The sequence below is a fragment of the Celeribacter baekdonensis genome (assembly GCF_900102315.1).
GTDB lineage: Bacteria > Pseudomonadota > Alphaproteobacteria > Rhodobacterales > Rhodobacteraceae > Celeribacter > Celeribacter baekdonensis.
In genome coordinates, this window is record NZ_FNBL01000003.1 from 106,436 (window position 1) to 130,857 (window position 24,422).

The window sequence follows — 24,422 nt, forward strand, 5'->3', positions numbered from 1 at the left end:
AGCCAAGACCGCTAGGTCCGCTTCGGGGCTGGCTGCGGTCAACCGAAGCGGCGCGGAAATCCAATCTGCCGCTGTCCAAGTCGAAAATCGGGCTGACATCTGTCTTGAGGTGCCAAGGTAGGGCGTTTTCGCAGCGTGCGCTCACCAGACCGTCGTGCGCCCCGCGTCGAAAAGCTGTTTGGGTCGGCAATGCTTGATGGCAGGACGGGTTCCTGCGATTTGGAAGTGGGCGTATTTGTGTCGGTGACTGCTTTCTCGATGATCAAGGCGTCGCGGCAGTTGCCGTGAGACAGCAGCGTATTGAACAGTTCCTATCGCATTGGCGGTGATCCGCCTTGGTGTCGAGCGCACGGGTGTCGCGCGCACGTCAGAAGGGTGTCGTCTCAGAATTACAGACAATATTTCATTTGTTCTAAAACGCCCCGTCGCAGCCAAGGTGGTAGCAAACGACGTATGACGGTGGTCCCATGATCGAATTTCGCAAGCTCACTGATGACAATCCCGCCTTGCAATATTCCCCACTGCTCCGGGCGGCGCAGTACACCATGGCGTATGCCGCCGAGAACAATGGCATCGGCCTGACCGCCACGAAAACTTTCCAACGCAAGTTCGTTCACTGGACCGTCGAACATGTCAATTGGCCGGGGTTCGGCCTTGAGGAGGCCTTCAGCGTCAGCAAGGTCGTCAACGAATACGAATTTCCACCGATCCAGTTCGTGCATTTCCTGTTGCTCCGACGAAAACTCGGGCGTCCCTACAAGGGAAAGTTCCTCCTGACCAAGAAAGGGAAGGACCTGCTGAAATCCCCCGCGCAACTGTTCCATGTGCTGATGCCGTTCTTCATCCTCGAAGTGGACCATGCCTCATATGCGCGCCTTGATGAGTGGCCCTTTGGGAAATGGCAAAAGCTGAATGGAGTAAACCGAATGCCGGAGATTATTCAGGGCATTGCTTGCATCGACGGCATCAAGCAAATTCAAACCGCCGCCTGATCAGGCCGCCACCAACTTTCGGGCATAGCTCCTGCACCTCCCTCAGCGGTTCAGTCTGAGCAGAAAGGATGTCTTTCTGTCATGGGCACTTTCGGCGCCCTTCTGAACTGGGACGTCTGTGGGTCAGTGAGAACTGCGGATCATCCACTCCCGCCGCAGGAGGGCGTATTGCATGGTATTTTCGTAGACCGGATTGCCTGCGGGGTCATTGGTGAATGAGATATATTCGACAAAGAGGCCCTCCTGCCGCATTCCCAGCCGTTCGCAAAGGCGCTGCGAGGGGAGATTGTGATCTTCAACATAGGCGTAGACGCGGCGTGCCCCCACAGTGTCGAACACATGCGCAAAGAGTGCGCGCGCGGCCTCCGTCGCATAGCCTTTCCCTGAGAACGCCGGGTTGAAGTTCCACCCGACCGAGACCGTATCCTCTTCGACATGCGCGAAAAGATCGCCAATAAGCGTACCGGTATCCTTGAGGCAGACGGCGATTTGTTCATTATCTTGGCTGCGCTTTCCCGCCTCGGCCAAAGCAGCGTCCATATCCGACAGTTTGAGAGACAGAAAACAGTTGGAAACGGGTGAGCGCAGATAAGCGTAGAGGGCCTCCGCGTCGCTCTCTCTGAAATTCCTGAGAATAAGGCGTTCTGTTTCGATGGGTTGCATAGCTTGTTACCTTTCCAAGATTTATGGATTTTTGACGATCAATGTTGCGATGTCACCGGTGATCTGTGGTCCCGTGCAATGATGATGAAGACCATGACAGCCAGCGTCGCGATCACGATGGCCGAGGTGGTCAGCAGCACGGAATGGGTCTGGCTAAAGGCGGTCTTGCCGGCCTCGATCAGTGCCGCGGCTTGTTCGGGGCCCAGTTGGTTTGCCACGATGTAGACATCGCCGATTGTCTGGGCGGCCTGTGCAGCCAAGGCAGATGGCAGGGTGTCGGGCAGGTCTATCGCGCGGCTGAATACGCCCGACATGAACATCCCGAAAAAGGCAATCCCCAGACCGGTCCCCAGTTCATATCCGGTTGCCTCCAACGCACCTGCCGCGCCGCCTTTGCTGGCCTCGATTGCACCCATGATCGCGATGGACGAGGCGGTCAGCCCAATGCTGAGCGTCAGCCCCAAGACGGCAAGTGCCAGCGGCACCAGAGCGCCTGGCTGGTGGAAATCGCTTCGCGCCAGAAACAGCAGCGCCGCCCCCGAGATCAACAGTGACAGGCTGGCAACGCGGCGCAGGCCGAAGCGATTGGACAGGTAACCCGCGACTGGCCCGCCCAGAGCCGCCGCTGCCATGATCGGGATCATGAACAGGCCCGCCTGCAACGGGGTCTTTGCCAGCACATATTGCAGTTCTTGTGCCAGTGTCAGTTCGACCCCGGCTAATGCGCCCGAGGCAACAATCGCCATCATTAGACCAGCAACAATGGTGGGATGGGACAGTAGAGAAAGGTCCAACATCGGCGCAGTTGCGCGCAATTGCTTGCGTGCAAACAGCGTCAGAATTGCAATGCCGAAAGTGAGGATAAGGGCGACAACCGACAGGGGGTGCTTGGCACCGAAACCGGCCTTAATCGCGTAGACGACCGATATCATGCCGACAATCAGCAGCAGCGCCTGACCGATGGGCCATTTGCCCGGCGTGGTCTGTTCGATGCGGGGCAGCAACAGCCAGCACGTCGGGGCCACGATCAGCATGACCGGCACGTTGATCAAGAAGACAGATCCCCACCAGAACTGCTCCAGCAGGGCCCCGCCGATCAGCGGCCCGACAGCGGCTCCTGCCGCGCCGACTGTGCCCCAGAGCCCAAGCGCCATGGCGCGCTCGCCTTCCTCTTCGAAGGTCTTGCGGATCAGGCCCAAGACGCAAGGCATGATCATTGATCCCCCCAGCGCAAGGCACACCCGTGCGGCAATCAGGGCGGTTGCACTTTGGGCAAAGGCTGCCCAGGTCGAGGCGGCGGCAAAGAGCGTCAGCCCGGTCAGCAGGATCCGGCGATTGCCGACCCGGTCGGACAGCGTGCCCATCGGCACGAGTAATCCGGCCATCAGCAGGGGGTAGATGTCGATGATCCACAAGACCTCGGTCCCCGAAGCGTTCAGTGCCTGAGTCAGGCTGGGCACCGCGACATGCAGGATTGTCATGTCCAGCACCACGGGCAGAAAGGCCAGCATGACCGCCAGCAACACAAGCCAGCGTTTTGGATCGGGGGCATGGGCGGACATGATTCACCTCAGGATTCGGTTGCATGCGTCGATATAAATACATACGTATGGATTTCAATGGGGATGTGAACGGATCAGGGGACAGATGGGTAGGACACCGACAATCAGCCGCGACAGGTTGCTAGATCTGGCAGACGAGATCGTGCGCAGTGGGGGCGGCGCGGCGCTGACCATTGGCGCATTGGCGCAGGCGGCCGGTATCTCGAAAGGCGGCGTGCAATATTCTTTCGCCAGCAAGGACGCGCTTGTGCGTGGCCTGATCGACCGCTGGACCATACAGTTCGAATCCCTGCTGGGGGACGTGGAAGCGGCTGATCCGATCGGTTTCGTCCAGCGCTACATTGCGGCGACACGGGCGTCGCAGCAGGCGATGAATGCGAAGATGGCGGCGCTTTTGGTCAGCTATCTGGAGGACCCGGCCAATTTGCAGGAAACACGTGACTGGTATCGGGGCATCTTCGCGCGCCTTGCTGAAACGACGCCTGACGCGCAGGCTGCGCGCGTGGCCTTTCTCGCCGTCGAGGGCCTTTTCCTAATGCGGATCAATGGGATTGACGAAGATGGAGACTGGACGGGCCTTCTGGACGATGTCGAGGCAATCCTGCTGCGCCTGACGAAATGACAGCCACAGAATTCGGCAAATCAGCCGCCACAGCCCCGCCGCTGTCTGTAGGGTCGCGCCAATCCGGCCAGCGGCGCAGGCGGCCCTGAAGGAAAACTCCGAAGCCATGAGCGCAAGATACCGTGGCCGGTTCACCCGGACGATCCAAGAGTGTGATAAGAGCGGCTTTTGTCGGCTCGGATAAGGCAATCGTTCTGAACGCGTTCAAGCGCTTTCAGCCCCCGGCAAAGTTACCCTTCGTGCCCTGCGTAACAAACGACCGGAATCCGGCTCTGTGTCAAATTCTGTGTTGAGGTTTGCTGCGCGCTTTATGCTCTGGCGTTTCCCATGCCTGTTGGGAAGGGGTGGCACAGATCACATGTCTGAAGAGGTCGCCCACAACGCTTCAAACAATTGCCGCTGCATTGCCGCGAATTCTACGCTTTCAATGATCATGCCATAGTTTTCGCGCATGGATGAGATGAGGCAGACTTTGTCATCATAGATAAATGTGGTCATCGACAAGAGAACGTTCTCGGGCGCGAAACGGAGGTGGCGCAGGTCGCTTGGGTCGGACGGCCAAATGGAGGCCACATCTTTTGTGCGGGATCTGATCACCCGTAGCCAAATCCCTTTCTCTATCCGAGAGGCGATAAATTGCTCCATTTCCTCAAGCCCCGGAACATCACGCAGCTCATCCATGGACAAAATCCCCATCAACGTCGGATTTGCCCCTTTGATGGTCAATGTGTCTTTCAGCGCGATTAAAATACCGTCGCGCCCCTCGTAATACCGGATGCGAGGTTTGCCTTTCGCGCGATTGTAGAGCGAGCGCAACTCCGGCATCACGTCGTTGAGCATCTGTTTGCGGGCTTCTATCCGCTCCAGCAACACAGATGGGTCTTCGGCGACGACGATGCGCTTGTTGCCGCTTTTCACGATGGCAACGAGGCCCTCCTCTTCCAAACGGGAAAGCGCGTCATATGCCGTGGTGCGCACCAATCCTGCGCGTGTCGCGACATCGGAGATCGGCGCCTCACCCAACTCAATGGCGGCCACATATAACCTGTAGAGCGTGCCACTAATGCCCAGCTTCGACAGTTTGCTTTGAAAATCATACATCAGGCACTCCTCAATCCCCTAAGCCTATAAAATAATGTGGCTTCATATCGCATACAAGGGAATCTTTCCTGTCGAAACTGCTCGACATGTTGCGGTTAATTTGTGTCGAAAATGATCGACACTATTGTGCATGCCTGAAGATACTGCACAATAAATAGGCAAAAACATCAAGACTTGGCGATATATACGCCAATTACACTGGAAATTTCCGAATTTTTTGTGTGGAATTGACATAAAGCTTCAAAATTAGCACAGAATAAGAGTGTCTATAATGATCGACTAATGTGAGGTGACCGATGACTTTCAAAGCGGCAGTGATTCAGGCAGGGGCTGTGCCATTCGATATCGAGGCAAGCCTGTCCAAAGCGGAGGCGTTGATTGCCGAAGCTGGCGCGCAGGGCTGTCACCTTGCCGTTTTCCCCGAAGCTTATATTTCGGCCTATCCCAAAGAGCAGACGTACGACATCTCTGTCGGTGTCCGAACCCATGCAGGCCGCGAAGAGTTCCGCCGCTATGCGGACAGCGCCATTGAAATCCCCAGCGCCGAGACGGATCGGTTGGGGCAGGCCGCAGCCGCAGCCGGGCTTCACCTCGTCATGGGGGTCATCGAACGCGATGTGGGCACGCTCTATTGTACGGTCGTCTTTTTTGGTCCCGATGGGCAGCTTTTGGGCAAGCATCGCAAATTGATGCCGACGGGCGCAGAGCGTCTTGTTTGGGGCTTTGGCGATGGCTCGACCCTGCCTACGTTTGATACGGAAATCGGCAAACTCGGCGCTGTGATCTGCTGGGAAAATTATATGCCGATGATGCGCATGGCCATGTATGGGCAGGGCATCAACCTGTATTGCGCGCCCACCGCCGATGATCGAGACAGTTGGCAAGCGACAATGAAACACATTGCCCTCGAAGGGCGTACCTTTGTGTTTTCAAGCTGCCAAGTGCTTTGGGAAAAAGATTTCCCTGAGGATTATGCGTTCAACCGCACCGACCCCGAGCGCATCATGATGCGGGGCGGTAGCGTGATCCTTGATCCGTTGGGCAATGTCCTTGCCGGGCCGTTGTTTGACGAAGAGGGCATCCTTGTCGCGGAGATTGATCTTGACGCTGTGACGCGGGCCAAACTCGATTTTGACGCCGCAGGACACTACGCGCGCCCGGACGTTTTCGAACTGCGGGTGAATACGACAGCCCGCGCGCCTGTCACCTATTCCAAAGCGGATGGGTGAGGGGTCGATGATGCAGCGCCTGTCCACCTTTATAATCCAAATGCTCGACCTGCTCTCGGGGGGCGCATTCGCCGCGGCCCTGCTGATCAACGCCGCCAATGTTGCGGGGCGTTACCTGTTTCACAGTCCGATCTTCTGGGCCGAAGAGGTCACAACCCTGCTCATCATCTGGTCGGTCTGCCTGATGTCATACCGGCTGACCTTGCGGGGTGAAAACCTGTCCGCTGAAATTCTCAAACCGCTGCTGTCGCGCTCAGCACAGCGATGGGTCGCGTTTGGCCTTGCCGCCACCGGCACGGCCCTGTGCGGATATTTCGCCTATAATGCTTACCTTGTTGTCGAACTGGTCGCCCGTTTTTCACAAGTGACCAATGTGGCCGAAATCCCCAAGCAATATGTCAATGGCTCTATCCTCGCCGCTTTCGTGTTGGCCTGCCTTGGCGGCATGGCGCGCAGCCTCTCGCTTCTCGTCTCAGATAAACGCCTTAACACCTCCGACCCCGTCGAGGTTCAAGATGCACTGGCAGGTTCCAAATGACACTTATTGCTATCCTCGGCGGCGTGCCGTTGCTTTTGTTGATCATAGGTCTGCCAATCTATTTGGTCCTGCTCACCACCGCGAGCGTCGCGATCATGACACAGATGAGCGTACCCGCCACGATGGTGCCGCAAATCATGTTCGGCGGCCTTGATAAATTCGCCTTGCTCTCGGTGCCGTTCTTTATCTTCGCAGGCGAAATCATGTCGCGCGGCGGCGTTTCGCGGCGCATTGTCAATTGCATCTTGATGCTCTGCGGTGGATTGAAATCTGCCCGACCGATGACGGCCATCGGCGCGAGCGAGTTTTTCGGTGCGGTCTCCGGGTCAAGCCCCGCGACTGTCGCAGCCATCGGCCGACTGATGTATCCAAGCCTGCGCGAAGGGGGATATAGCGAGAAGTTTTCGCTTGGCCTCATCACCTCTGCGGGCGGTATCGCCAGTGTCATGCCACCAAGCATCTTGATGATCCTCTATGCGGCATCGTCTGAGCAATCCGTCACCGCGCTCTTTGCCGCGGGGATCGTGCCCGCTTTGTTGCTCGGTCTTGTGATTGCCGGATACATCCTTTGGGTGTCGCGCAAAATGACCCCGTCTCCCGCCAACAAACCGCAAAAGGGCGAGGCGCTTTCGCTCTTTCTTGCTGCTCTGCCTGCGCTTGGCACACCTGTGGTCATCCTGGGGGGCATCTATTCGGGTATATTCTCACCGACGGAGTCGGCGGGCATGGCGGGCGTCTACGGGGTCTTGGTCGCACGGTTCTTTTATCGTGAAATCACCTGGCGCGAAATTTGGGCCGTTGTGCTCAGCTCTGCCCATCTGACCGCGCAAATCTTGCTCGTCGTCGCGGCCTCTGGCGTGTTTTCATGGGTTCTCACGACCAGCGGCGTTCCGCAAACGCTCGTCAATTTTGTCGAAGCCGCGTCAAGCGAGCCTTGGGTGGTGTTGCTGACCATCAACGTGTTCTTGTTGATCGTCGGCTGTCTGATGGACCCGGTCTCCGCGATCGTTCTTTTGACGCCGATGCTGGTGCCTGTGGTCACGCATCTTGACGTGAACCTTGTCCACTTTGGCGTCATCATGGCCGTGAACCTGAGTATCGGCATGTTCACACCGCCCTTCGGCCTGAACATTTTTACCTCCCACGCCCTGTTCGGCGTTCCGATTTCGCGCATCAGCGCAGGGTTGGTGCCCTTTATCATCCTGCAAACGCTGGCGCTGCTTTTGATCACCTATGTGCCAGCGATCTCCCTCCCCCAACTCTTGTTTTGAACTGACACTCTCACCTCAACCTCAACATGAATGGAGCTCCCCTATGTCAATTTTCCGCCCCAACCGACGCAGTGTGGTCAACGCCGCAGGTGCATGTCTCTTGTTCGCCACCCTCGGGGCCGCACCCGCGCTTGCACAAGAGTTCACAATGAAACTCGCAACCGCCACCGTGAATGACGTGCAAACCGAAGCCATCAAACGCTTTGCCACACGGGTCGAAGCGCGCTCCGAGGGGCGGATCAAAACCGAACTCTACCCCGCAGCACAGCTTGGGTCGAACGCCCGCATGATCGAGGGTCTGCAATTTGGGACGGTCGAGTTCTACACGGGGCCCGCCGCCTACCTCGTTGGCGTCGACTCGCGCTATCAGGTCACCGACCTTCCCGCGATTTTTGAAGACGCCCGCCACGCCCAACGGGTGTTCAGCGACCCGACATTTCGCGAGACATTTCTCAATCTCGGCACCGACAAGGGCCTCGTGGGTCTCGGCACATATATCTACGGCAACACGGCCTTTGCGACCGCCTTTGAGGGCGACACGGTTGCGGCATTTAACGGCAAAAAGCTCCGCGTTCTCGCCTCAAAGGTTGAGCGCAAAGGTGTGGAACTCATGGGTGCCACGGCTGTCCCGATTGACTTCAGCGAGGTTGCCACAGCGTTGCAACAAGGGACCGTGGATGGGATGAAAAGCTCCCCGCCTGCATTCACGTCCCTCAAACTTTACGACATCGTGAAACACATCACCGCCACCGAAGATGGCGTGATGGGCGAAGTCATGATGGTCAGCAAAATCTGGTGGGACACTTTGCCAGAAGACCTGCAAGCGATGCTGCGCGAAGAAGCCACAGCTCTGGAGCCAGAGCTTTACGACTATGTTTTGGAAGATCAGGCCAATGCTTACAAAACCTGGGAAGAAATGGGCGGCACCGTCCACTACCTCCCCAAAGAAGAGCGCGACGCCCTTCTCTCTGAGATGCGGGTGGCCGTTCTTGAGCTTTTGAACGACGACCCAAAAACCGCCGAAATGCTCGCGGTCCTGCTTGACGCTGCAGACCGTACAGCAACACAATAATGCCGCGCTGCCCTGTCATTCATATGGCGGGGCAGCCATGTTTATAAAGGGGTTTCAATGCAATACGATATGCTGTCCTTAGAGGCACGGAAGCGATATAAACTCCTGTCTTCCCTCGTGGTGCCGCGTCCGATTGCGTGGGTCTCAACCCTCTCTCCCAATGGCGTCGTCAACCTTGCTCCCTATAGTTTTTTCAATGTGATGGGCCATGACCCTGCGGTGGTTGCGCTTGGGATTTTGGAACATCCCGAAAAATCGCTCAAAGACACGGTGCGCAACATCACACAAACCGGGCGCTTTACGGTGAATTTGGTGACCGAAGAGCTTGCTTTGTTGATGAACCAAACCGCAACGGATTTGCCCTGTACCGAGAGCGAAGCAGACATGGCCGCCGTTGCGCTTTGCCCTGCCGTCGCCAATGGCGTTCCTGGGGTTGCGCATTCTCCCGTCCGGCTGGAATGTCAGTTGATGCAAGTCATATCGACGCGCACGCAACAGAAAATCGTCCTGGGAGAGATACTGTCTCTTTACATTCAAGATGAACTGATGATCGACCCAAGCGCGGCCACAATTGATCTTGACGCTTATACCCCCATTGCGCGCATGGGAGGCGCGGGCCTCTATTGCAGAACATCAGATCGTTTCAATCTCGCGCGTCCCGACAGTCAAACTCAGCCGCTTGATTGACTTTGAACAACTTGTCGCTCGAAGGCGACCGGGCTTTTGCATCCGAGTAGTGCTGTGCCTTACTGTGAGATTTCGCCGTGTCGTCTCAAAGGCCACACTTTGGCGGGTGGTTTCGGGCCATGCGGATCTATGCGTTTGCGCTTGGTCTTGGACGCGCCGTCTTTAAGCGTTTCGGATGGTCCACTTTGTCAAAGTCACTGACAAAGGCAGGGGACAGGCGAACGCCTGCCACCCCACCCGTGGTTTCGGTTTCGGTTTCGATTACGCTTTGGCAAAGGCCAGCAGATCGGCGTTGACCAGATCGGGATGCGTTGCAAAGGCGGCGTGCGACAGACCCGGGTAGGTTTTCAGCGTGCCGTTCTTCAGCATCTTCACAGCTCGGCGCGCCGTGTTGTCGATGGGCACAAGCTGGTCATCCTCGCCGTGCAGGACCAGGACCGGCACATCCAGAGATTTCAGATCTTCAGTGAAATCAGTCTCCGAAAAAGCCTTGATGCAATCGTAGTGCGCTTTCGCGCTGCCCGTCATACCTTGCTGATACCAATGGCGGATCTGTCCTTCGCTGATCTCGGCACCCTCGCGGTTGAAGCCAAAAAACGGGCCTGACGCGATGTCGAGATAGAATTGCGCCCGGTTCTTGATCAGCGAAGCGCGGAACCCGTCGAACACCTCAAGCGGAATGCCTTCAGGGTTCGATGCGGTCTGGGCCATGACTGGCGTCACCGCGCCGATCAGCACGACCTTGGCAACCCGTCCAGGTTCGGCGATGGCGGCATAGCGCGTGGCCTCGCCACCGCCAGTGGAGTGGCCGATATGGATGGCGTTCTTCAGGTCCAAGGCGCGGGCCAGTTCGACGACGTCCTGCGCATAGGTGTCCATGTCATGCCCGTGTTCGGGCTGGTCCGAGCGGCCGTGGCCGCGACGGTCATGGGCGATGACGCGAAAGCCCTGCTCAAGGAAGGCGAGCAACTGGCCGTCCCAGTCGTCGCTCGACAGGGGCCAGCCGTGGTGGAAGACGACCGGTTGCGCGTCGCGCGGGCCCCAGTCTTTGTAAAAGATGTTTGTTCCGTCGGTGGTGGTGAATGTCGACATGATGATGTCTCCTTGTGTTTGTGTTTGTGCGTTGGCGCTGTTGCGTTGCAAGATGAGTAGGGCGGCTGCGGCTGCCGCAGAGGTGATCAGTGTCCGTCTTGTGATCGTTGTGTTCATCGCGGTGCCTTTCGTTTCGGTATGGACAAACTATGCGGTGGAGACGAAGGATGGACGTGGCGTAAATGACAATGAGCGGGGCAAAAGTGACAAACGATGTGATCGTCGCAGATATTGGCCTGCTGCTTTATCCAGGCTGCCAACTGGCCGCTATCTATGGGTTGACGGATCTGTTCCGTATCGCGGGGGAATGGACAGGAGAGGTCGCACGCGAGGTGCGCGTGTCGCACTGGCAGTCAGATGACGACGGCGTCACCTGTATCTGGGACAGCCACCCTGGCAGCCCGCACCAGCTGACGCATGTGATCGCCCCGCCCAGCATCATCATGCCCGACCGCATGGCGCCCGCGCCCGTCGCCGCCGCCTGGATGTCTGATCAGCATTCAAAGGGGGCCACGCTGTGTTCGGTCTGTGCCGGGGCCTTCGTGTTGGCCGAAACCGGGCTGATCGATGGTCGAAGTGCGACGACGCACTGGGCTTTTGCCCGTCAACTGGCGGAACGGTTTCCCAAAATTCATCTGGCGGACGAACATATGGTGGTGGATGACGGCGACATCATCACTGCAGGCGGAATTCTTGCATGGGCCGATCTTGGCCTGACTCTTGTCGATCGCCTGCTTGGTCCGGCCACGATGCTGGCAACGGCACGGTTCCTCTTGATCGAACCGCCGCGGCAAAGCCAGCGGCCCTTTGCGCAGTTTGTTCCGCGGTTTGATCATGGCGATGATGCCGTGCGCGCCAGCCAGCACTATATTCATGCCCATGCCTCGACGATGCAGGGTGTGGCCGACCTGGCTGACAGGGCGGGGATGACGGGGCGAACATTCCTGCGCCGGTTCCGTGCGGCGACGGGCTTTACGCCCGTTGAGTATTTGCAACAGGTGCGGATCGCAAAAGCACGCGAGGCGCTGGAGCGTTCGCTGACTCCCGTTGAAAACATCGCTTGGGATGTCGGATATTCCGACGCGGCGGCATTTCGCAAACTTTTCCAAAAGCTGACCGGGCTGGGCCCGGCGGCCTACCGCCAACAATTCGGCATCGCCGGATGACACGAGGGCCAAGGCGATGTCAGTTGTCGTCGCACAGCGACTGAAACGGACACCGCCTTGGCGCTGCGGACTCTGTGTCAGAGAGAGCAGGGCTTATACAAGTTCGGCCAATGCGATTTGAAACGCGTCAATGATCTTGTCCTTTGCCAGGCCCATCGACGCTTTGCGTTCCTCAGGCCCCAAGGCGAGCTTCTCTGCCAGCACGAACTTCTGATCCGTGATCCCGACGAAGCCGAGAAGCGCGCGCAGATGCGGTGCCTGGGCATCCATCGCGCTGGCCGGCCCATCGCTGTAAGACCCGCCACGGGTCAATACGACGACGGCGGATTTTCCGGTCAACAGACCCTCTGGGCCGGTTTCGGAATACCGAAACGTGACGCCCGCGCGCAGTACATAGTCGAACCAGCTTTTCAGTGCCGACGGGATTCCAAAATTGTACATAGGCGCGCCAATCAAGAGGATGTCCGCCGCCTGAACCTCCTGAATCAACGCGTCAGACAAGGCACGCGCCTTGCGCTGTTCGGCGTTGAGCGGATCCTGCCGAAGGCCGTTTGCTGCGTCGCCGTCAAAATGGGGGATGGGGTTGGTCACCAGATCCCGCTCGATGATCCGTATTGTGGGCTCCTGAGTGCGCAGGCTGGCGATGGCTTCGTTGATGAGCTGGTTTGAGGCAGAAGCGTCACCGAGGATACTGCTTCGCAGGGCTAGAACATTGGTCATGGCCGGGAACTCCGTAAGGGGTGATTGTCTCGAAGGGGTGATTGTCTCGTAGCTCCTATCTAGTGTTACGAAATTTGTGTCGCTAGATTGGAATATTGCGCTATGGTGTTGCTAAATTAGGAACAGTAAAATGAGCGGATTCGAGGATATGCGGTGCTTTGTCGAAGTCGCCAACTCCGGCGGCGTCAATCGTGCGGCATCCCGGTTGGGCCTGTCCAAGTCCATTGTCAGCCGTCGAATCTCTGCGATGGAGGAGGATCTTGGGGTGCAACTCTTTACGCGATCCACGCGGGGTGTTGTGCCGACCGAGGCCGGGCAGGAATTTCGGATGCGCTGCGAACGGATACTGTCGGAAGTGGCCGAGGCACGAGAAGCGGTGATCGGCAAGGGGGGCGATCTGACCGGACAGCTTCGGTTGACGGCCCCGCAGTCAATGGACAAGGTTGTCGCCCCTTTGCTTGGCGTGATCGCAAAGCAATATCCACGCTTGCAGATTGACGCAGTCTTCACCGACCGTATTGTCGATCTGGTGGGCGAGGGGTTCGATCTTGCCATACGGATTGGCGAGCCACGCGAAGCCAGCCTGATTGGTCGCAAAATCGCACCGATCCGTGCGGTGCTGTTTGCCAGTCCCGCATATCTGGAGCGCAAAGGTGTCCCGCAGGTCCCGGCCGATCTGGAAAATCACCAATGTATCTCCTACACGGGAGGCGGCGATTGGCGGTTTCGCGTCGGGCGCCGGTGGGTTTCGATCCGTCCGCAGGGCCGGTTGCGGACAGACAGCGGCGAAACCATTTTGCAATGGGCGTCAGCCGGCCTTGGGATCGGGAACGTTCCTGCCTTTCTGGCTGCGCGCCACTTGGAACGGGGCGACCTCGTGCCGCTTCTTACGGAGTTTCCGTCGCCTGAATACGGCATCTACACGCTGCGCCCGCCAAACCCGCGCGCACCCGCCAAGGTCACGCTGCTGATCGAGGCTTTGATCGAAGAGTTGAAAAACGGTAAGGGCTTGGTTGGGCAGGTTGATACATGATCCGTCCCGTTGCGGCGCAAAACGCGCGCCGTGCAACCGAAAGCCTTTGACCTGACGGCCTCTGCACATCAAAAACCCGGCGTCTACCGGGGCTTTGCGGCAAGCCGGAGCGTTCAGCACTTTTGGGACGAGCGGGCGAGTTCGCGCGCAAGGTCGACAAAGACCTTGAAGGCCGCAGGCGGGTTGCGACGACTGGGATAGTAAAGACACAGCGGTGCGATTTTTGGCGTCCAGTCTTCAAGAAGTCGCACCACTCTTCCGGTCTCGATGTCATTGAGCACATCGGATTCCATGAAAAAGCCAATGCCCACCGAATTCAACACAGCCGTGCGCGCCAGACTGGCTTCGTCCAAAGTGACAGGGCCGCGCACATCTACCTGTAAAAGGTGATCGTGGTCTTTGAACTGCCAGCGAAACATCGCTCCATTTGGCAAACGTGTGCAGACGCAAGCGTGTGCCAGAAGATCGGACGGCACGCGGGGCTGATTGCGATTTGCAAGATACGATGGTGTTGCGACCACCGCGTATCGCCGCGCAGGACCAAGAGGGATCGCAATCATATCCGTGGGGACGCGATGTTCGCTACGCACCCCGAAGTCAAAGCCTTCGGCCACGATGTCGACGAAATTGCCTTCGGTCACCAGATCAATGTGAACTTCGGGAAACCGTCGCAGGAATTCGATGATCAAGGGTTCGATGATCTCGCGCGCGGCCGTCGCGAATGCATTGATGCGCAATGTGCCCGACGGCGTCTCTTGTTCGGAGCGCACAGCGTCGAGGGCTTGATAGATGTCCTTCAGGGCAGGTGTCATCTGATCAACAAATCTGCGCCCCGCATCGGTGAGCGAGACACTGCGCGTCGTCCGATTGAAAAGTCGCACGCCCAGCTGCCCCTCCAGCTTGGCAATCGCATTGCTCAGAGCCGTGGTCGACAGTCCGAGATCAAGCGCAGCGGCACGGAACGAGCCTCTGCGACTTATCGCAATCACTGCATCGAAATCTGTGAGATTGTAGCTGCCCATTGTCCTGAAAATCGAAATTCCTCATCCATATTTGTCCCTATTATCAGGATTCAATCAAGACCCTAAGGTGTAAGCACACAGAAACGGAGCAAGAAATGCAGTATTACCAAGCCTTCATCAGCGCCGAGCAAACGGCTCAGGCATACCGAATTCTCGATGCACTCATCGCCAAGCAACTTGTGTTTGGCGGTCCGGTGGTTGGCGGTCCCGCAAAGTTCTTGTGGAACTTCAGGGACAGCGATGTGCCGGCAAGCCTGCGAGAGTCCAAGCTCTATACCCTTGATCAGGATTACAAATACATCATCACCTACACACGTGAAGATCTTAAGGATGAGCTCATCGAGGTGGCTGAAGCAGCTTCGCTCGAAGAGGTCTGCATGATCTCCTTCCTGCCGATGGAGACCAACAGATCATTGCGTTTGTTGCTTGATGCATCCTTTGAGGGCCGCGACGCACATGCCCAGCCCGAAACCGTCGACGCGGTTGCTGCTCTGACCTTCGTGCCCAAGGCGCAAATCCCGACCCGAACCAAAAGCTCGGACGGCCCCGTTGGCGGCCGCCGCTGATCCCCCCAATTCAAAGGAGACACATCATGTCCATCGACCTCCCAACCCCGATCGCCGCATATTTCGCCACGGACAAAAAAGGCACTGCACAGGCGATTTCCGAATGCTTCACGCAGGACGCCGTCGTCATGGATGAGGGCAATACATATACGGGCCGCGATGCCATCCGGCAATGGATGGCGAATGCGTCCACGCAATACACCTATACGGTCGAGCCCTTTTCCATCCATGAGGAGGGCGGGAAAACTGTCGTCAGCAGCCATCTCGTGGGAAACTTCCCCGGCAGCCCAGTGGATTTGCGTTACTTCTTTGTCCTTGAAGGGGACAGGATCGCCGAGCTGAAGATCATCGTATAACATCCTCCCTGAATCTGGAGGGGAAATGCGCCTCCCAGCGCGTGCCGACCTCATGGGCCTTATGGGATATGAGGGTGGCCACGCTGCCGGGAGGCCGTATTTTGGCTGTGTTGCCTTAGCCCAAAACGGATGTCACCGCTTTTGTCGTGGCATCGACCACCTTGTCGGCCTCTTCTTTCGTCAGGCAGAAAGGCGGGGCAAAGCCAAGGATGTCGCCTTGCGGCATTGCACGTCCGATCACGCCTTCGGACAACAAGGCCGCGGCCAGCGCATACCCAACCTTATCCGCCGCATCAAAGAAGGTGCGCGTGTCGCGGTCTTTGACAAACTCCACCGCACAGAGCATTCCCTCGCCGCGAATGTCACCAACATGCGGGTGGTCGGCCAAAGCCGCCTTCATCGTGTCGTTGAGATATTTGCCAATGGTTCCGGCATTCTCAATCAGGTTCAAATCGTCAATCAGCTTGAGGTTGGCCACCCCTGCCGCCGCGCCAATCGGATGCGCCGAATAGGTCCAACCATGACCGATCGGGCCGTTTTCATCGGTGCCTTGCTCCAGCACCTGCCATATTTTGTCTGAGACGATGGAACCCGAGAGCGGCGCGTATGCGGAGGTCAACCCCTTGGCGATGGTGATCAGATCGGGTTTCATCCCGTAGTGGTCTGAGCCAAACATGGAACCCAAACGGCCAAAGCCCGTGACCACCTCATCCGCGACCAAAAGGATGTCGTGTTTGTTCAGAACCGCTTGGATCGCGTCCCAATAGCCCGCAGGCGGTGGAACAATCCCGCCCGTGCCCAACACCGGCTCGCCGATAAAGGCCGCAATCGTGTCCGCGCCTTCGCGGGCGATCAGTTCTTCGAGCTTGGCAACGCAATCGGCGACAAACGCCGCCTCGCTCATGGCAAGATCGGCCCGGCGGAAATAATAGGGCGCTTCTGTGTGCACGACACGGTCGAGCGGCAGGTCGAATTTCTTTTGAAACGCTTCAAGCCCGGTGAGAGAACCGGTCATCAACCCAGAGCCGTGATACCCGCGCCACCGCGAGATGATTTTCTTTTTCTCAGGGCGACCAAGGATGTTGTTGTAATACCAAATCAGCTTGATGTTGGTCTCATTGGCGTCTGAGCCGGATTGGCCGAAATAGACTTTCGACATGTGATCCGGCGCCCGGTCCAGCACCATTTTCGCCAGCGTGATAGAGGCTTCGGTGCCGTGGCCGACATAGGCGTGGTAATAGGCCAATTCGCGGGCCTGATCGGCAATCGCTTCGGCAATTTCCTGACGTCCGTAACCGACATTGACGCAGTAAAGCCCGGCAAAGGCATCCAATGTTTCCTTGCCGTCGCGGTCCACAATATGCACGCCCTTGGCGGTTTTGATCACCCGCGTCGGGGTTTCACCGCGCGCGTGTTGTGCCAAATGTGTGGAGGGGTGAAAGAAGTTTTCGCGGTCCCATTGGCCAAGTTGATCATTTGTCAGCATGTTCTTTCCTTTTCCGTTCAAGTCTTTGCATCCGTGCGCGCGGGGTCAGCCCCAATCGCGACAGACGTATTTCAGCTCCATAAACTCCTGCATCCCCATCCGCGCACCTTCGCGGCCCAGCCCAGATTGCTTGACGCCGCCAAAGGGGATCGGCGCGCCGGTGACCTTGGTGCGATTGACCGCGACCATGCCGTATTGCAGCGCCCGTGAGAGGCGATAGATGCGTTTCGGGTCTTGCGAATGGACATAGGCGACAAGGCCATATTCGCTATCATTGGCCCGTGTGATGACCTCGTCTTCGGTGTCAAACGGCGTGATCGGCGCGACGGGGCCAAAGCTTTCCTCATGCATGATTTTGGCATTGTCGGGCACGTCGGTCAGCACAGTGGCCGGATAGAACAACGGGCCAAGATCGGAAACCGCGCCACCACAGGCCAGTCGCGCGCCCTTGGCCAGCGCGTCGTCGACATGTGCCTGTTGTTTGGCCACAGCGCGGGCGTTCATCAACGGGCCGAGATCGGCGTCCTCCATGCCCGGCGCAAGGGTGAGCGCCTTGGCCGCCGCCACGAATTTCGCGCAAAACGTGGCATAGATCGGACGCTCGACATAAATCCGGTTTGCACCCAGGCAATCCTGCCCAGAGGTGGCGAATTTGGCTTTGATCACCTCCGCCACAGCCCGGTCCAAATCGGCACCTTTGAACACGATCACCGGCGCATGGCCGCCGAGTTCAAGCACCAATTTTTTCACGGTCTGCGCCGATTGGCGATACAAAAGCCGCCCCACTTCGGTAGACCCCGTGAACGACAGCGCCCGCACGCGGGGGTCTTTCGTCCATGGTTCCACCACGGTGGGCGCATCCCCGGTCACGACGTTGAACACGCCCGCGGGCATGCCCGCGCGTTCGGCCAATTCCGCCAGTGCCAGCGCCGAATAGGGTGTCTCAGCCGAAGGGTGCGCCACGATGGTACAGCCCGCCGCCAAAGCCGCCGCCGCTTTGCGTGTGAGCATGGCGGAGGGGAAATTCCACGGCGTGATCAGGGCGACAACGCCCACGGGTTCCAGCCAAAGCTCGACTTCTGCATCGGGCAAATGCGAGGTCACGCCTTCAACATTCGGACGCTTCGCCTCTTCGGCGTAATAGTCAATGAACGCCGCAGCATAGTCGATCTCGCCGCGCGCTTCCGACAGCGGCTTGCCCTGTTCGAGCACCATGATCCGCGCGAGATCCCCTTTGGCCGCGATCATCAGATCATGCCAGCGGCGCAGCACGGCGGCGCGGTCCTGTGGCAAACGTTGCGACCAGGCGGGAAAACTCGCCTGCGCCGCCTCCACGGCGGCGGTGGATTGCGCGGCGCTCAGTGCGGCGACATCGCCCAAATGCGCCCCTGTGGCCGGGTCGGTCACGGCAAAACAGGCGCCCGTCTCGCCGGAGGTCCATTTGCCATTCACATAGGAAAAGCCCCGCAAAAGACGTTTGTCGCCAATATCTGGGCGGGCAGAAATCGCAGTGTCACGCATGTTGGCCTCCTATCCCCTGTCACTGTGACGGATCACGGCAGAGGGGGAGACCAAAGTGAGGGCCAATGCGCGATATTCGGACTGCCGGGGTGGGGTGCGCTAGTCCAAATGGTCTGTGAACAGCCCAAGCGGCGGAGCGCCACCGCCTTTGACCTGTTTGGTGACGATATAGGTAAAATAGCGCGCGATGCCGATGCGCGCGTCCAACAACGTGTCAATCAGCCGTTGATAGGCGTCGATGTCGCGGGTGACGATCTGTAACAGATAGTCAAACCCGCCGCCCAAGGCCCAACAGCCCAGGATTTCCTCATGCGATTGCACCGAGGCTTCAAAGGTCTGAAACGAGGCTTGGGTGTGATCGGCAAGTTCGGCGGCGACGAACACCGTCACAGTCGAACCCAATTTGCGCAGGTTGATTTCGGCGTGATAGCCCTCGATCAGCCCGGCTTTTTCGAGCTTTTTCAACCGCTCCCATGCGGGCGTCGGCGACAGGCCAATCGCTTCGGCCAGACGTGCCTTTGACATCCGCCCCTCCCGAGACAGGGCGCGCAGAATGTCGAAATCACGGGCGTCCAGTTTGATCATGGGGCAAGGTTACGCGGAAATCACCGTGCCCGCATCCCCCAAACGGGTCGCGACATGGCTGGCGATGGCGGTGTCTTGCACGCCGGTTCCGGTCAGATCGCAGATCGTGATCTGACGTGGATCGGCGCGGCCTTGGGCGACTCCCGTGATGATCTGGCCCAACTCTGGCGGGGTTTGCCGCATCAGCCCTTGCGCGCGTGCCGCCCGCAATTCGCCCAGCACCTCGCATTGGCTGACCCGATCACAGACATAGAGACCGGCGGCGGCCAAGGCCTCTGGCGCGATCTCGTTTTTGCCCGCCTGATCCGACCCTATAGCGGTGATGTGCAACCCGTCATGGAGCATATCGGCGGTGATCAAGGGCGTGGTCGCAGGGGTCGTGGTGACCACAAGCTGGCTTTGCGCCACAAGCGGTGCGATCTCGGTCATCACCGCCACCTCGGCACCGGTCATCGCGGCAATATCGGTGGCGCAGGCTTTGGCCTTTTCCACGTCACGCCCCCAAACCAAACAGCGTTTGAACGGGCGCACCAGATGAGCCGCCTGCATTTGCAATCGCGCTTGCACGCCAGTGCCGATCACCCCCGCCGTCTCGATCTTTGGTGCCAAATGCCGTGCTGCGACCGCGCCCGCCGCCGCCGTGCGGATGTCGGTGAGGTAGCCGTTGTCCAAAAACACCGCCTGAACCAGCCCGGTTTTGGCCGAAAACAGGATCATCAAACCGTTGAGAGAGGGCAGGCCCAATTTGGGATTGTCGAAAAACCCCGGCGAGACTTTCAAGGCAAAGCCGTCCACGCCCGGCACATAGGCGGTTTTGACATCGACCTCACCGTGATGGGCCGCAATCGCCATGGACAGCACCGGCGGCATCACAACCCCACCTTCGGCCAAGGCGCGAAAGCCGTTTTCGATCACATCAATGGTTTCAAGGTCAAGCGAGACAACCCCGCGCAATTGCGCCTCTGTCACGATGCGGATGTCGGGGCGGATGTCGGGGCGGGGTGCGCTGGCCTGTGTCTCAGTCGTCATAGGGCGTTCCTTTTACAATCACATCCCCAAGCCGCACGTCTTGGCCCGTCACAACACGGGTGAATTGCGCCATATCGACATTGCGCCCGGTGATCACGGTGCCCATCTGTGGGCTTGGCACGATTTTGCCCGCCATAAGGGCGGCGATGCCGACCACACAGGCCCCTTCCGCAACCAAACGGTCCTCGTAATAAAGCGCCTGCATGGCGGTATAAATCTCGTCCTCCGTAACCAAAACCACCTCATCCAAAAGAGTGCGGCAGAGCGGGAAGGTAAACCGGTTTGACAGCCCGATCCCGCCGCCCAGACTGTCGGCCAAAGAGGCGACCTCTTCGACCTCAACCGGGTGGCCCGCTGTGATCGAGGCGGCCATCGCCGCGCCGCGATCCATGCTGACGCCGATCAGGCGGATGTCCGGTTTGATCGCGCGGGCCGCAACTGCCATGCCTGCCGCCAAACCGCCGCCGGAGAGCGGGATCATCAACGTGTCGAGATCGGGGCGGGCGCGCAGCATTTCCAGCGCAATGGTGCCTTGTCCGGCGATCACATGCGGATCGTCAAAGGGCGGAATATCGACCAACCCATCGTCACGCGCCAACCGCGTGGCATGGGTTTGGGCCTCGTCTTGCGAGCGGCCGTGGATGTGGACCTCTGCACCAAGCGCGCGGATGCCGTCGATTTTGGCCTGCGGCACAAGGTCGGACATACAGATCACGGCGCGCAGGCCCTTTTGCGCCGCCGCATAGGCCACGGCGCGACCGTGGTTGCCGGTGGAACAACAGGTCACGCCTTTGGCCCCATCCGGCACATGCGCCATCGCATTCACCGCCCCGCGCAGTTTGAACGCCCCCATCGGTTGGCAAATCTCAAGCTTGAGCCAGAGATTGCCCCCAAGTTTTTGCGACAGGTGCGAGGGCACAAGCGGCGTGCCGTCGGCCACGCCTTTGATCACCTCTTGCGCGGCCAAAACATCCGTTAAGGCCAGCATCAGCCCGCCTCTTTGACCGCGCTGAGGAATTGCTGCGTCCGCTCCCTTTGCGGATTGCCAAACAGCGCGTCAGGCGCGCCTTGTTCCTCGATTGAGCCGTCAAAAAAGAAACAAATACGGTCGGAGATGTCTTTGGCAAAGCCCATTTGGTGGGTGACCATCAACATGGTGAGGTTGTGTTTGTCCACCAGATCGCGGATCACATTGGTCACTTCACCGATCACCTCAGGGTCAAGCGCGGAAGTGACTTCGTCAAACAGCATCACCTTGGGCCGCATCGCCAAAGCGCGGGCAATGGCAACACGTTGTTGTTGCCCACCCGAAAGACGCGACGGGTGCTGATCCTTCTTTTCGATCATGCCGACAAGGTCCAACAGGTCCTCAGAGCGTTTGCGCGCCTCCTGTTTGGACATGCCCAAAACCTGAACCGGCCCCTCCATGCAATTTTCCAAGGCGGTCATATGCGGGAACAGATTGAAGTGCTGAAAACACATGCCAATCTGGCTGCGCATCATCCGCAGGTGCTTGGGGGAGGCGGGCACGAGTGCGCCGTTTTTCTCCATATGGGTCAGCGGTTTGCCATCGACATAGATCACACCTTCATTGATGGTCTCAAGCGTCATCAGCATCCGCAAAACGGTGGTCTTGCCCGAGCCAGACGGACCGATCACGGTCACCATTTCGCCCGTCGCCACGTCCAGATCAAGCCGGTCCAAAACGGTCAGTTTGCCGTAGCGTTTGGTGACGTTCATGAACCGCACCATCGGGATATTATCGCCGGTCAGTTCCAGCGGGTATTGCGACATATCTTCCATTATTTCAGTCCAAGTTTGCGGCGCACATAGGTTTCAAACACACGGATGAAACCGGCGGCAGGAAGGGAAATGGCGAGGAAAATCACGCCGACGAGGGTGTAGGGTTCGAGGAAGCGATAGCTTTCGGAGCCGATCGCATTGGCGGTGTGCATCAGTTCCGCGACACCGATCACCGAGAGCATCGGCGTGTCCTTGAAAATCCCCACAAGATAGTTGCCCATACCCGCCAAAGCGGGAGGCACAGCCTGCGGAATGATGATCCGGGTATAGGCTTGGCGCGGGCTCATGTTGAGCGCTGTACAGGCCTCCCATTGGCCTTTGCCAACGCTGTTCAACCCGCCGCGATAGACCTCCGACAGATAGGCCGAATAATGCAACCCGATGGCGATCATGCCCGATGTCCACGGGCTCATGCGCACCCCGAATTGCGGGCCAACGTAGAACACAAAAAAGATCTGAAGGATCAGCGGTGTCGAGCGGATGAACTCCACAAATTCGCGCACCACAAAAGTCAGTGCCCGGTACGGCGTGCGCTGCGCCAGCGCCAGGACCAGCCCCAACACGATGGCGATGGCATAGCCCGCCCCCGCTGCGATCAGAGTGTTGAGCGTCGCCTCAAGCAGACGCGGCAGGATTTCCCAAGTGAAATCCCATTTCCAATGAAATCCCATGGCTCAGGCCCTCCCCAACTTGCGGCGCATGACTCCTTCGAGCCACCGCATAAAGGGTGTGACGATGAAGCGCGCAAAGACGTAATAGACGATCAGCGCAAGACCAAAGGCCTGAGCCGAGAGGAAGGTCGATCCGTTGATCTGTTTGGCCACGAACATCAGGTCGGTGACGGAAATCAGCGAGACAAGTGCTGTGTTTTTCAGAAGCTCGATCAAAAGATTGCCCCAAGGTGGCAACATATTGACCAGAGCCTGCGGCAAGATGATCCGCCACATCCGTTTGGCCGGACTCATTGAGAGCGCATAGGCGGCTTCCCATTGCCCTTTTGGCACGGATTGAATGCCGCCGCGCACAAGCTCGGCGCCGTAAGCGCCTAAATTCATCCCAACGGCAACAAAACCCGCCGTGAACTTATCCAGCGTCACGCCGAACAGCGGCAGCACAAAGAAAATCCAGTAAAGCTGCACCAAAAGCGAGGTGCCGCGAAAAATTTCGATATAGGTCACCGATACGCCGCGCACGACGGCATTGCGGGACAGTTTCATCAATCCGGCCACCAGTGCGATCCCGATCGCGAGCATCGTGGCAAGGATGAATTGGGCGGCGGTGACCCCGGTTCCTTTGAGGAAGTCGGGCCAATACGTCGCGATAAATTCCCAGAGGCTCAAGGGCATCTCCCGAGGCTGAAAATGACATGCGGGCCGGAACCGTTGCCCCGGCCCGCTTCAATCACTTCGATGGATCAAAGAGAGCGTCGATCACTTCATGGCGCAGGCGTCTGCGGTTTTCATCTCACCCGGCAGGTTGCCTTTGGAGTAGCCATAGGCGGACACGGCTTCCATCATCGCATCAGAGCCAAGGTATTCGGCTTGGGCGGCGTTGAATTTTTCGACGAAATCCGCGTCCTCATCGCGAAAGCCGATGCCAACCCAGTTTTGGGTCCAGTCGGGGAGTTGGCTGACGTCGGAGACTTCGACATCGCCGCCGGATTGTTCGGCCAAATTGAGCGCGGTGAAATAGGTCACCCCACCGGCATCGGCACGGCCCGCGCGCACAGCGGCGAGAATTTCGGTTGGACCGGGTACGGTCATGACCTTGTCGTCATCGACGCCACCGCGTTCCGCCGCTTCGATTTGGTTGTAGCCCGCGCCGGTCACAAACAACGCCTCTTTTTCGGCAAGCTGTTCGTAGTTGTTGAGGTCTTTGGGATTGCCTGCGGGCACGATGAAGGCATCGCCCACTTTGGCCATCGGCTCGGAGAACATCATGTTTTCGCAGCGCGAGCCAAGGATATACATCCCGCCGGTCACAATGTCGAAACGGCCCGCGTTGAGGCCGGGGATGAGGCCGCCCCATTCGGTGACGACCGGCTCAATGTTGTCATAGCCCATCGTTTCGAGCACGCCGATGACATAGGCGTTCACAAACCCTTCGGCGGCGCCGTCTTCGCCCGGATAGGCCCAAGGCACTTCGTTGGCAAAGCCGATACGGATCGGATCACCGTTTGCGATCCGGTCACTCAACGTTCCGGCCATAAGGGCGGTCGCGCTTACGCCCAGCGTGAGACCCGCAGCGGCGACGGTTTTAAGGATAGGTTTCATAAGTCACTCCCAATTATTTTCATTGACGAGGAA

26 protein-coding genes are annotated in these 24,422 nt (G+C 58.3%); 11 read left to right on the forward strand and 15 right to left on the reverse strand.

Going from position 1 to position 24,422, the window contains the following annotated elements:
• The first annotated feature begins 467 nt into the window (after positions 1–467).
• A complete protein-coding gene (locus BLT54_RS06990) occupies positions 468–992 on the forward strand; it encodes a hypothetical protein (protein ID WP_176832839.1) in 525 nt (174 codons plus the stop codon).
• A 123-nt stretch (positions 993–1,115) separates the two neighbouring features.
• On the opposite strand, the gene BLT54_RS06995 is transcribed toward BLT54_RS06990, so the two are convergent.
• Together BLT54_RS06995 and BLT54_RS07000 are read right to left on the reverse strand one after the other, a co-directional pair.
• Positions 1,116–1,655: a GNAT family N-acetyltransferase gene (locus BLT54_RS06995; RefSeq protein WP_074642779.1), complete on the reverse strand. Its 540-nt coding sequence runs from the start codon at positions 1,653–1,655 to the stop codon at positions 1,116–1,118.
• A gap of 38 nt (positions 1,656–1,693) precedes the next feature.
• A complete protein-coding gene (locus BLT54_RS07000) occupies positions 1,694–3,217 on the reverse strand; it encodes an MFS transporter (protein WP_074642782.1) in 1,524 nt (507 codons plus the stop codon).
• Between the two features lie 85 nt (positions 3,218–3,302).
• On the opposite strand from BLT54_RS07000, the gene BLT54_RS07005 reads away from it, so the two are divergent.
• Positions 3,303–3,839: a TetR/AcrR family transcriptional regulator gene (locus tag BLT54_RS07005; RefSeq protein WP_074642785.1), complete on the forward strand. Its 537-nt coding sequence runs from the start codon at positions 3,303–3,305 to the stop codon at positions 3,837–3,839.
• A gap of 354 nt (positions 3,840–4,193) precedes the next feature.
• On the opposite strand, the gene BLT54_RS07010 is transcribed toward BLT54_RS07005, so the two are convergent.
• Positions 4,194–4,940 (reverse strand): TrmB family transcriptional regulator, encoded by a 747-nt coding sequence (locus tag BLT54_RS07010; protein ID WP_074642788.1) that lies wholly within the window; start codon positions 4,938–4,940, stop codon positions 4,194–4,196.
• Between the two features lie 296 nt (positions 4,941–5,236).
• Between BLT54_RS07010 and BLT54_RS07015 the strand changes: the two genes are divergently transcribed.
• The 5 genes from BLT54_RS07015 to BLT54_RS07035 all read left to right on the forward strand — a co-directional run bounded on the left by BLT54_RS07015 (position 5,237) and on the right by BLT54_RS07035 (position 9,737).
• On the forward strand, positions 5,237–6,169 hold the full coding sequence (locus BLT54_RS07015; protein ID WP_074642792.1) for a carbon-nitrogen hydrolase family protein: 933 nt from the start codon (positions 5,237–5,239) through the stop codon (positions 6,167–6,169).
• 7 nt (positions 6,170–6,176) lie between these two features.
• Complete coding sequence (locus tag BLT54_RS07020) at positions 6,177–6,707, forward strand: TRAP transporter small permease (RefSeq protein ID WP_245707971.1); 531 nt, start codon at positions 6,177–6,179, stop codon at positions 6,705–6,707.
• Positions 6,704–7,978 carry a TRAP transporter large permease gene (locus tag BLT54_RS07025; protein ID WP_074642798.1) on the forward strand — a complete coding sequence of 425 codons (1,275 nt, stop codon included), beginning with the start codon at positions 6,704–6,706 and terminating at the stop codon, positions 7,976–7,978. Before BLT54_RS07020 ends, BLT54_RS07025 begins: the two co-directional genes overlap by 4 nt.
• Positions 7,979–8,126: 148 nt before the next feature.
• Positions 8,127–9,050 carry a TRAP transporter substrate-binding protein gene (locus BLT54_RS07030; protein WP_245707972.1) on the forward strand — a complete coding sequence of 308 codons (924 nt, stop codon included), beginning with the start codon at positions 8,127–8,129 and terminating at the stop codon, positions 9,048–9,050.
• Between the two features lie 57 nt (positions 9,051–9,107).
• Entirely contained in the window at positions 9,108–9,737 is a 630-nt protein-coding gene (locus BLT54_RS07035; protein ID WP_074642805.1) for a flavin reductase family protein, read from the forward strand.
• Between the two features lie 261 nt (positions 9,738–9,998).
• Here the strand turns inward: BLT54_RS07035 and BLT54_RS07040 are convergent, their stop codons facing one another.
• Positions 9,999–10,946: an alpha/beta fold hydrolase gene (locus BLT54_RS07040; protein WP_245707973.1), complete on the reverse strand. Its 948-nt coding sequence runs from the start codon at positions 10,944–10,946 to the stop codon at positions 9,999–10,001.
• A gap of 86 nt (positions 10,947–11,032) precedes the next feature.
• Between BLT54_RS07040 and BLT54_RS07045 the strand changes: the two genes are divergently transcribed.
• Complete coding sequence (locus BLT54_RS07045) at positions 11,033–11,995, forward strand: GlxA family transcriptional regulator (RefSeq protein ID WP_218129374.1); 963 nt, start codon at positions 11,033–11,035, stop codon at positions 11,993–11,995.
• A gap of 93 nt (positions 11,996–12,088) precedes the next feature.
• Here the strand turns inward: BLT54_RS07045 and BLT54_RS07050 are convergent, their stop codons facing one another.
• Positions 12,089–12,715 (reverse strand): FMN-dependent NADH-azoreductase, encoded by a 627-nt coding sequence (locus BLT54_RS07050; protein WP_074642812.1) that lies wholly within the window; start codon positions 12,713–12,715, stop codon positions 12,089–12,091.
• Positions 12,716–12,845: 130 nt separating this feature from the next.
• Here BLT54_RS07050 and BLT54_RS07055 point away from each other — a divergent pair, with 130 nt between their 5' ends.
• Positions 12,846–13,748 (forward strand): LysR family transcriptional regulator, encoded by a 903-nt coding sequence (locus BLT54_RS07055; protein ID WP_074642814.1) that lies wholly within the window; start codon positions 12,846–12,848, stop codon positions 13,746–13,748.
• Positions 13,749–13,861: 113 nt separating this feature from the next.
• Here the strand turns inward: BLT54_RS07055 and BLT54_RS07060 are convergent, their stop codons facing one another.
• The gene (locus tag BLT54_RS07060; protein ID WP_074642817.1) at positions 13,862–14,770 is read right to left on the reverse strand and encodes a LysR family transcriptional regulator; all 909 of its coding nucleotides are present in this window, start codon (positions 14,768–14,770) and stop codon (positions 13,862–13,864) included.
• Between the two features lie 95 nt (positions 14,771–14,865).
• On the opposite strand from BLT54_RS07060, the gene BLT54_RS07065 reads away from it, so the two are divergent.
• A complete protein-coding gene (locus BLT54_RS07065; RefSeq protein WP_074642820.1) occupies positions 14,866–15,336 on the forward strand; it encodes a hypothetical protein in 471 nt (156 codons plus the stop codon).
• Positions 15,337–15,362: 26 nt separating this feature from the next.
• Positions 15,363–15,692: a nuclear transport factor 2 family protein gene (locus tag BLT54_RS07070; RefSeq protein WP_074642824.1), complete on the forward strand. Its 330-nt coding sequence runs from the start codon at positions 15,363–15,365 to the stop codon at positions 15,690–15,692.
• 115 nt (positions 15,693–15,807) lie between these two features.
• On the opposite strand, the gene BLT54_RS07075 is transcribed toward BLT54_RS07070, so the two are convergent.
• The 9 genes from BLT54_RS07075 to BLT54_RS07115 all read right to left on the reverse strand — a co-directional run bounded on the left by BLT54_RS07075 (position 15,808) and on the right by BLT54_RS07115 (position 24,389).
• Positions 15,808–17,178 carry an aspartate aminotransferase family protein gene (locus tag BLT54_RS07075; RefSeq protein ID WP_074642826.1) on the reverse strand — a complete coding sequence of 457 codons (1,371 nt, stop codon included), beginning with the start codon at positions 17,176–17,178 and terminating at the stop codon, positions 15,808–15,810.
• A 45-nt stretch (positions 17,179–17,223) separates the two neighbouring features.
• Entirely contained in the window at positions 17,224–18,699 is a 1,476-nt protein-coding gene (locus tag BLT54_RS07080; RefSeq protein ID WP_074642829.1) for an NAD-dependent succinate-semialdehyde dehydrogenase, read from the reverse strand.
• 99 nt (positions 18,700–18,798) lie between these two features.
• Complete coding sequence (locus tag BLT54_RS07085; protein WP_074643513.1) at positions 18,799–19,281, reverse strand: Lrp/AsnC family transcriptional regulator; 483 nt, start codon at positions 19,279–19,281, stop codon at positions 18,799–18,801.
• A gap of 12 nt (positions 19,282–19,293) precedes the next feature.
• The gene (locus BLT54_RS07090; protein WP_074642832.1) at positions 19,294–20,313 is read right to left on the reverse strand and encodes a cyclodeaminase; all 1,020 of its coding nucleotides are present in this window, start codon (positions 20,311–20,313) and stop codon (positions 19,294–19,296) included.
• The gene (eutB, locus tag BLT54_RS07095) at positions 20,303–21,301 is read right to left on the reverse strand and encodes a hydroxyectoine utilization dehydratase EutB (RefSeq protein WP_074642834.1); all 999 of its coding nucleotides are present in this window, start codon (positions 21,299–21,301) and stop codon (positions 20,303–20,305) included. The genes BLT54_RS07090 and eutB overlap by 11 nt, the downstream gene beginning before the upstream one ends.
• The gene (ehuA, locus tag BLT54_RS07100; RefSeq protein ID WP_074642837.1) at positions 21,301–22,116 is read right to left on the reverse strand and encodes an ectoine/hydroxyectoine ABC transporter ATP-binding protein EhuA; all 816 of its coding nucleotides are present in this window, start codon (positions 22,114–22,116) and stop codon (positions 21,301–21,303) included. Before ehuA ends, eutB begins: the two co-directional genes overlap by 1 nt.
• Entirely contained in the window at positions 22,116–22,787 is a 672-nt protein-coding gene (ehuD, locus tag BLT54_RS07105; protein WP_074642839.1) for an ectoine/hydroxyectoine ABC transporter permease subunit EhuD, read from the reverse strand. The genes ehuA and ehuD overlap by 1 nt, the downstream gene beginning before the upstream one ends.
• Before the next feature lie 3 nt (positions 22,788–22,790).
• On the reverse strand, positions 22,791–23,462 hold the full coding sequence (gene ehuC, locus BLT54_RS07110) for an ectoine/hydroxyectoine ABC transporter permease subunit EhuC (protein ID WP_083351732.1): 672 nt from the start codon (positions 23,460–23,462) through the stop codon (positions 22,791–22,793).
• 84 nt (positions 23,463–23,546) lie between these two features.
• The gene (locus BLT54_RS07115) at positions 23,547–24,389 is read right to left on the reverse strand and encodes a transporter substrate-binding domain-containing protein (RefSeq protein ID WP_074642842.1); all 843 of its coding nucleotides are present in this window, start codon (positions 24,387–24,389) and stop codon (positions 23,547–23,549) included.
• Positions 24,390–24,422: the final 33 nt, after the last annotated feature.

Bases quoted from the DNA above. Each gene is read 5' to 3' on its own strand.
- BLT54_RS06990 (WP_176832839.1), top strand. From the start codon at position 468: ATGATCGAATTTCGCAAGCTCACTGATGACAATCCCGCCTTGCAATAT.
- BLT54_RS07060 (WP_074642817.1), bottom strand. From the start codon at position 14,770: ATGGGCAGCTACAATCTCACAGATTTCGATGCAGTGATTGCGATAAGT.
- BLT54_RS06995 (WP_074642779.1), bottom strand. From the start codon at position 1,655: ATGCAACCCATCGAAACAGAACGCCTTATTCTCAGGAATTTCAGAGAG.
- BLT54_RS07025 (WP_074642798.1), top strand. From the start codon at position 6,704: ATGACACTTATTGCTATCCTCGGCGGCGTGCCGTTGCTTTTGTTGATC.
- BLT54_RS07075 (WP_074642826.1), bottom strand. From the start codon at position 17,178: ATGCTGACAAATGATCAACTTGGCCAATGGGACCGCGAAAACTTCTTT.
- BLT54_RS07070 (WP_074642824.1), top strand. From the start codon at position 15,363: ATGTCCATCGACCTCCCAACCCCGATCGCCGCATATTTCGCCACGGAC.
- BLT54_RS07115 (WP_074642842.1), bottom strand. From the start codon at position 24,389: ATGAAACCTATCCTTAAAACCGTCGCCGCTGCGGGTCTCACGCTGGGC.
- ehuA (WP_074642837.1), bottom strand. From the start codon at position 22,116: ATGGAAGATATGTCGCAATACCCGCTGGAACTGACCGGCGATAATATC.
- BLT54_RS07010 (WP_074642788.1), bottom strand. From the start codon at position 4,940: ATGTATGATTTTCAAAGCAAACTGTCGAAGCTGGGCATTAGTGGCACG.
- BLT54_RS07055 (WP_074642814.1), top strand. From the start codon at position 12,846: ATGAGCGGATTCGAGGATATGCGGTGCTTTGTCGAAGTCGCCAACTCC.
- BLT54_RS07005 (WP_074642785.1), top strand. From the start codon at position 3,303: ATGGGTAGGACACCGACAATCAGCCGCGACAGGTTGCTAGATCTGGCA.
- BLT54_RS07065 (WP_074642820.1), top strand. From the start codon at position 14,866: ATGCAGTATTACCAAGCCTTCATCAGCGCCGAGCAAACGGCTCAGGCA.
- BLT54_RS07020 (WP_245707971.1), top strand. From the start codon at position 6,177: ATGATGCAGCGCCTGTCCACCTTTATAATCCAAATGCTCGACCTGCTC.
- BLT54_RS07015 (WP_074642792.1), top strand. From the start codon at position 5,237: ATGACTTTCAAAGCGGCAGTGATTCAGGCAGGGGCTGTGCCATTCGAT.
- BLT54_RS07035 (WP_074642805.1), top strand. From the start codon at position 9,108: ATGCAATACGATATGCTGTCCTTAGAGGCACGGAAGCGATATAAACTC.
- BLT54_RS07050 (WP_074642812.1), bottom strand. From the start codon at position 12,715: ATGACCAATGTTCTAGCCCTGCGAAGCAGTATCCTCGGTGACGCTTCT.
- eutB (WP_074642834.1), bottom strand. From the start codon at position 21,301: ATGCTGGCCTTAACGGATGTTTTGGCCGCGCAAGAGGTGATCAAAGGC.
- BLT54_RS07030 (WP_245707972.1), top strand. From the start codon at position 8,127: ATGAAACTCGCAACCGCCACCGTGAATGACGTGCAAACCGAAGCCATC.
- BLT54_RS07090 (WP_074642832.1), bottom strand. From the start codon at position 20,313: ATGACGACTGAGACACAGGCCAGCGCACCCCGCCCCGACATCCGCCCC.
- BLT54_RS07000 (WP_074642782.1), bottom strand. From the start codon at position 3,217: ATGTCCGCCCATGCCCCCGATCCAAAACGCTGGCTTGTGTTGCTGGCG.
- ehuC (WP_083351732.1), bottom strand. From the start codon at position 23,462: ATGCCCTTGAGCCTCTGGGAATTTATCGCGACGTATTGGCCCGACTTC.
- BLT54_RS07040 (WP_245707973.1), bottom strand. From the start codon at position 10,946: ATGAACACAACGATCACAAGACGGACACTGATCACCTCTGCGGCAGCC.
- BLT54_RS07080 (WP_074642829.1), bottom strand. From the start codon at position 18,699: ATGCGTGACACTGCGATTTCTGCCCGCCCAGATATTGGCGACAAACGT.
- ehuD (WP_074642839.1), bottom strand. From the start codon at position 22,787: ATGGGATTTCATTGGAAATGGGATTTCACTTGGGAAATCCTGCCGCGT.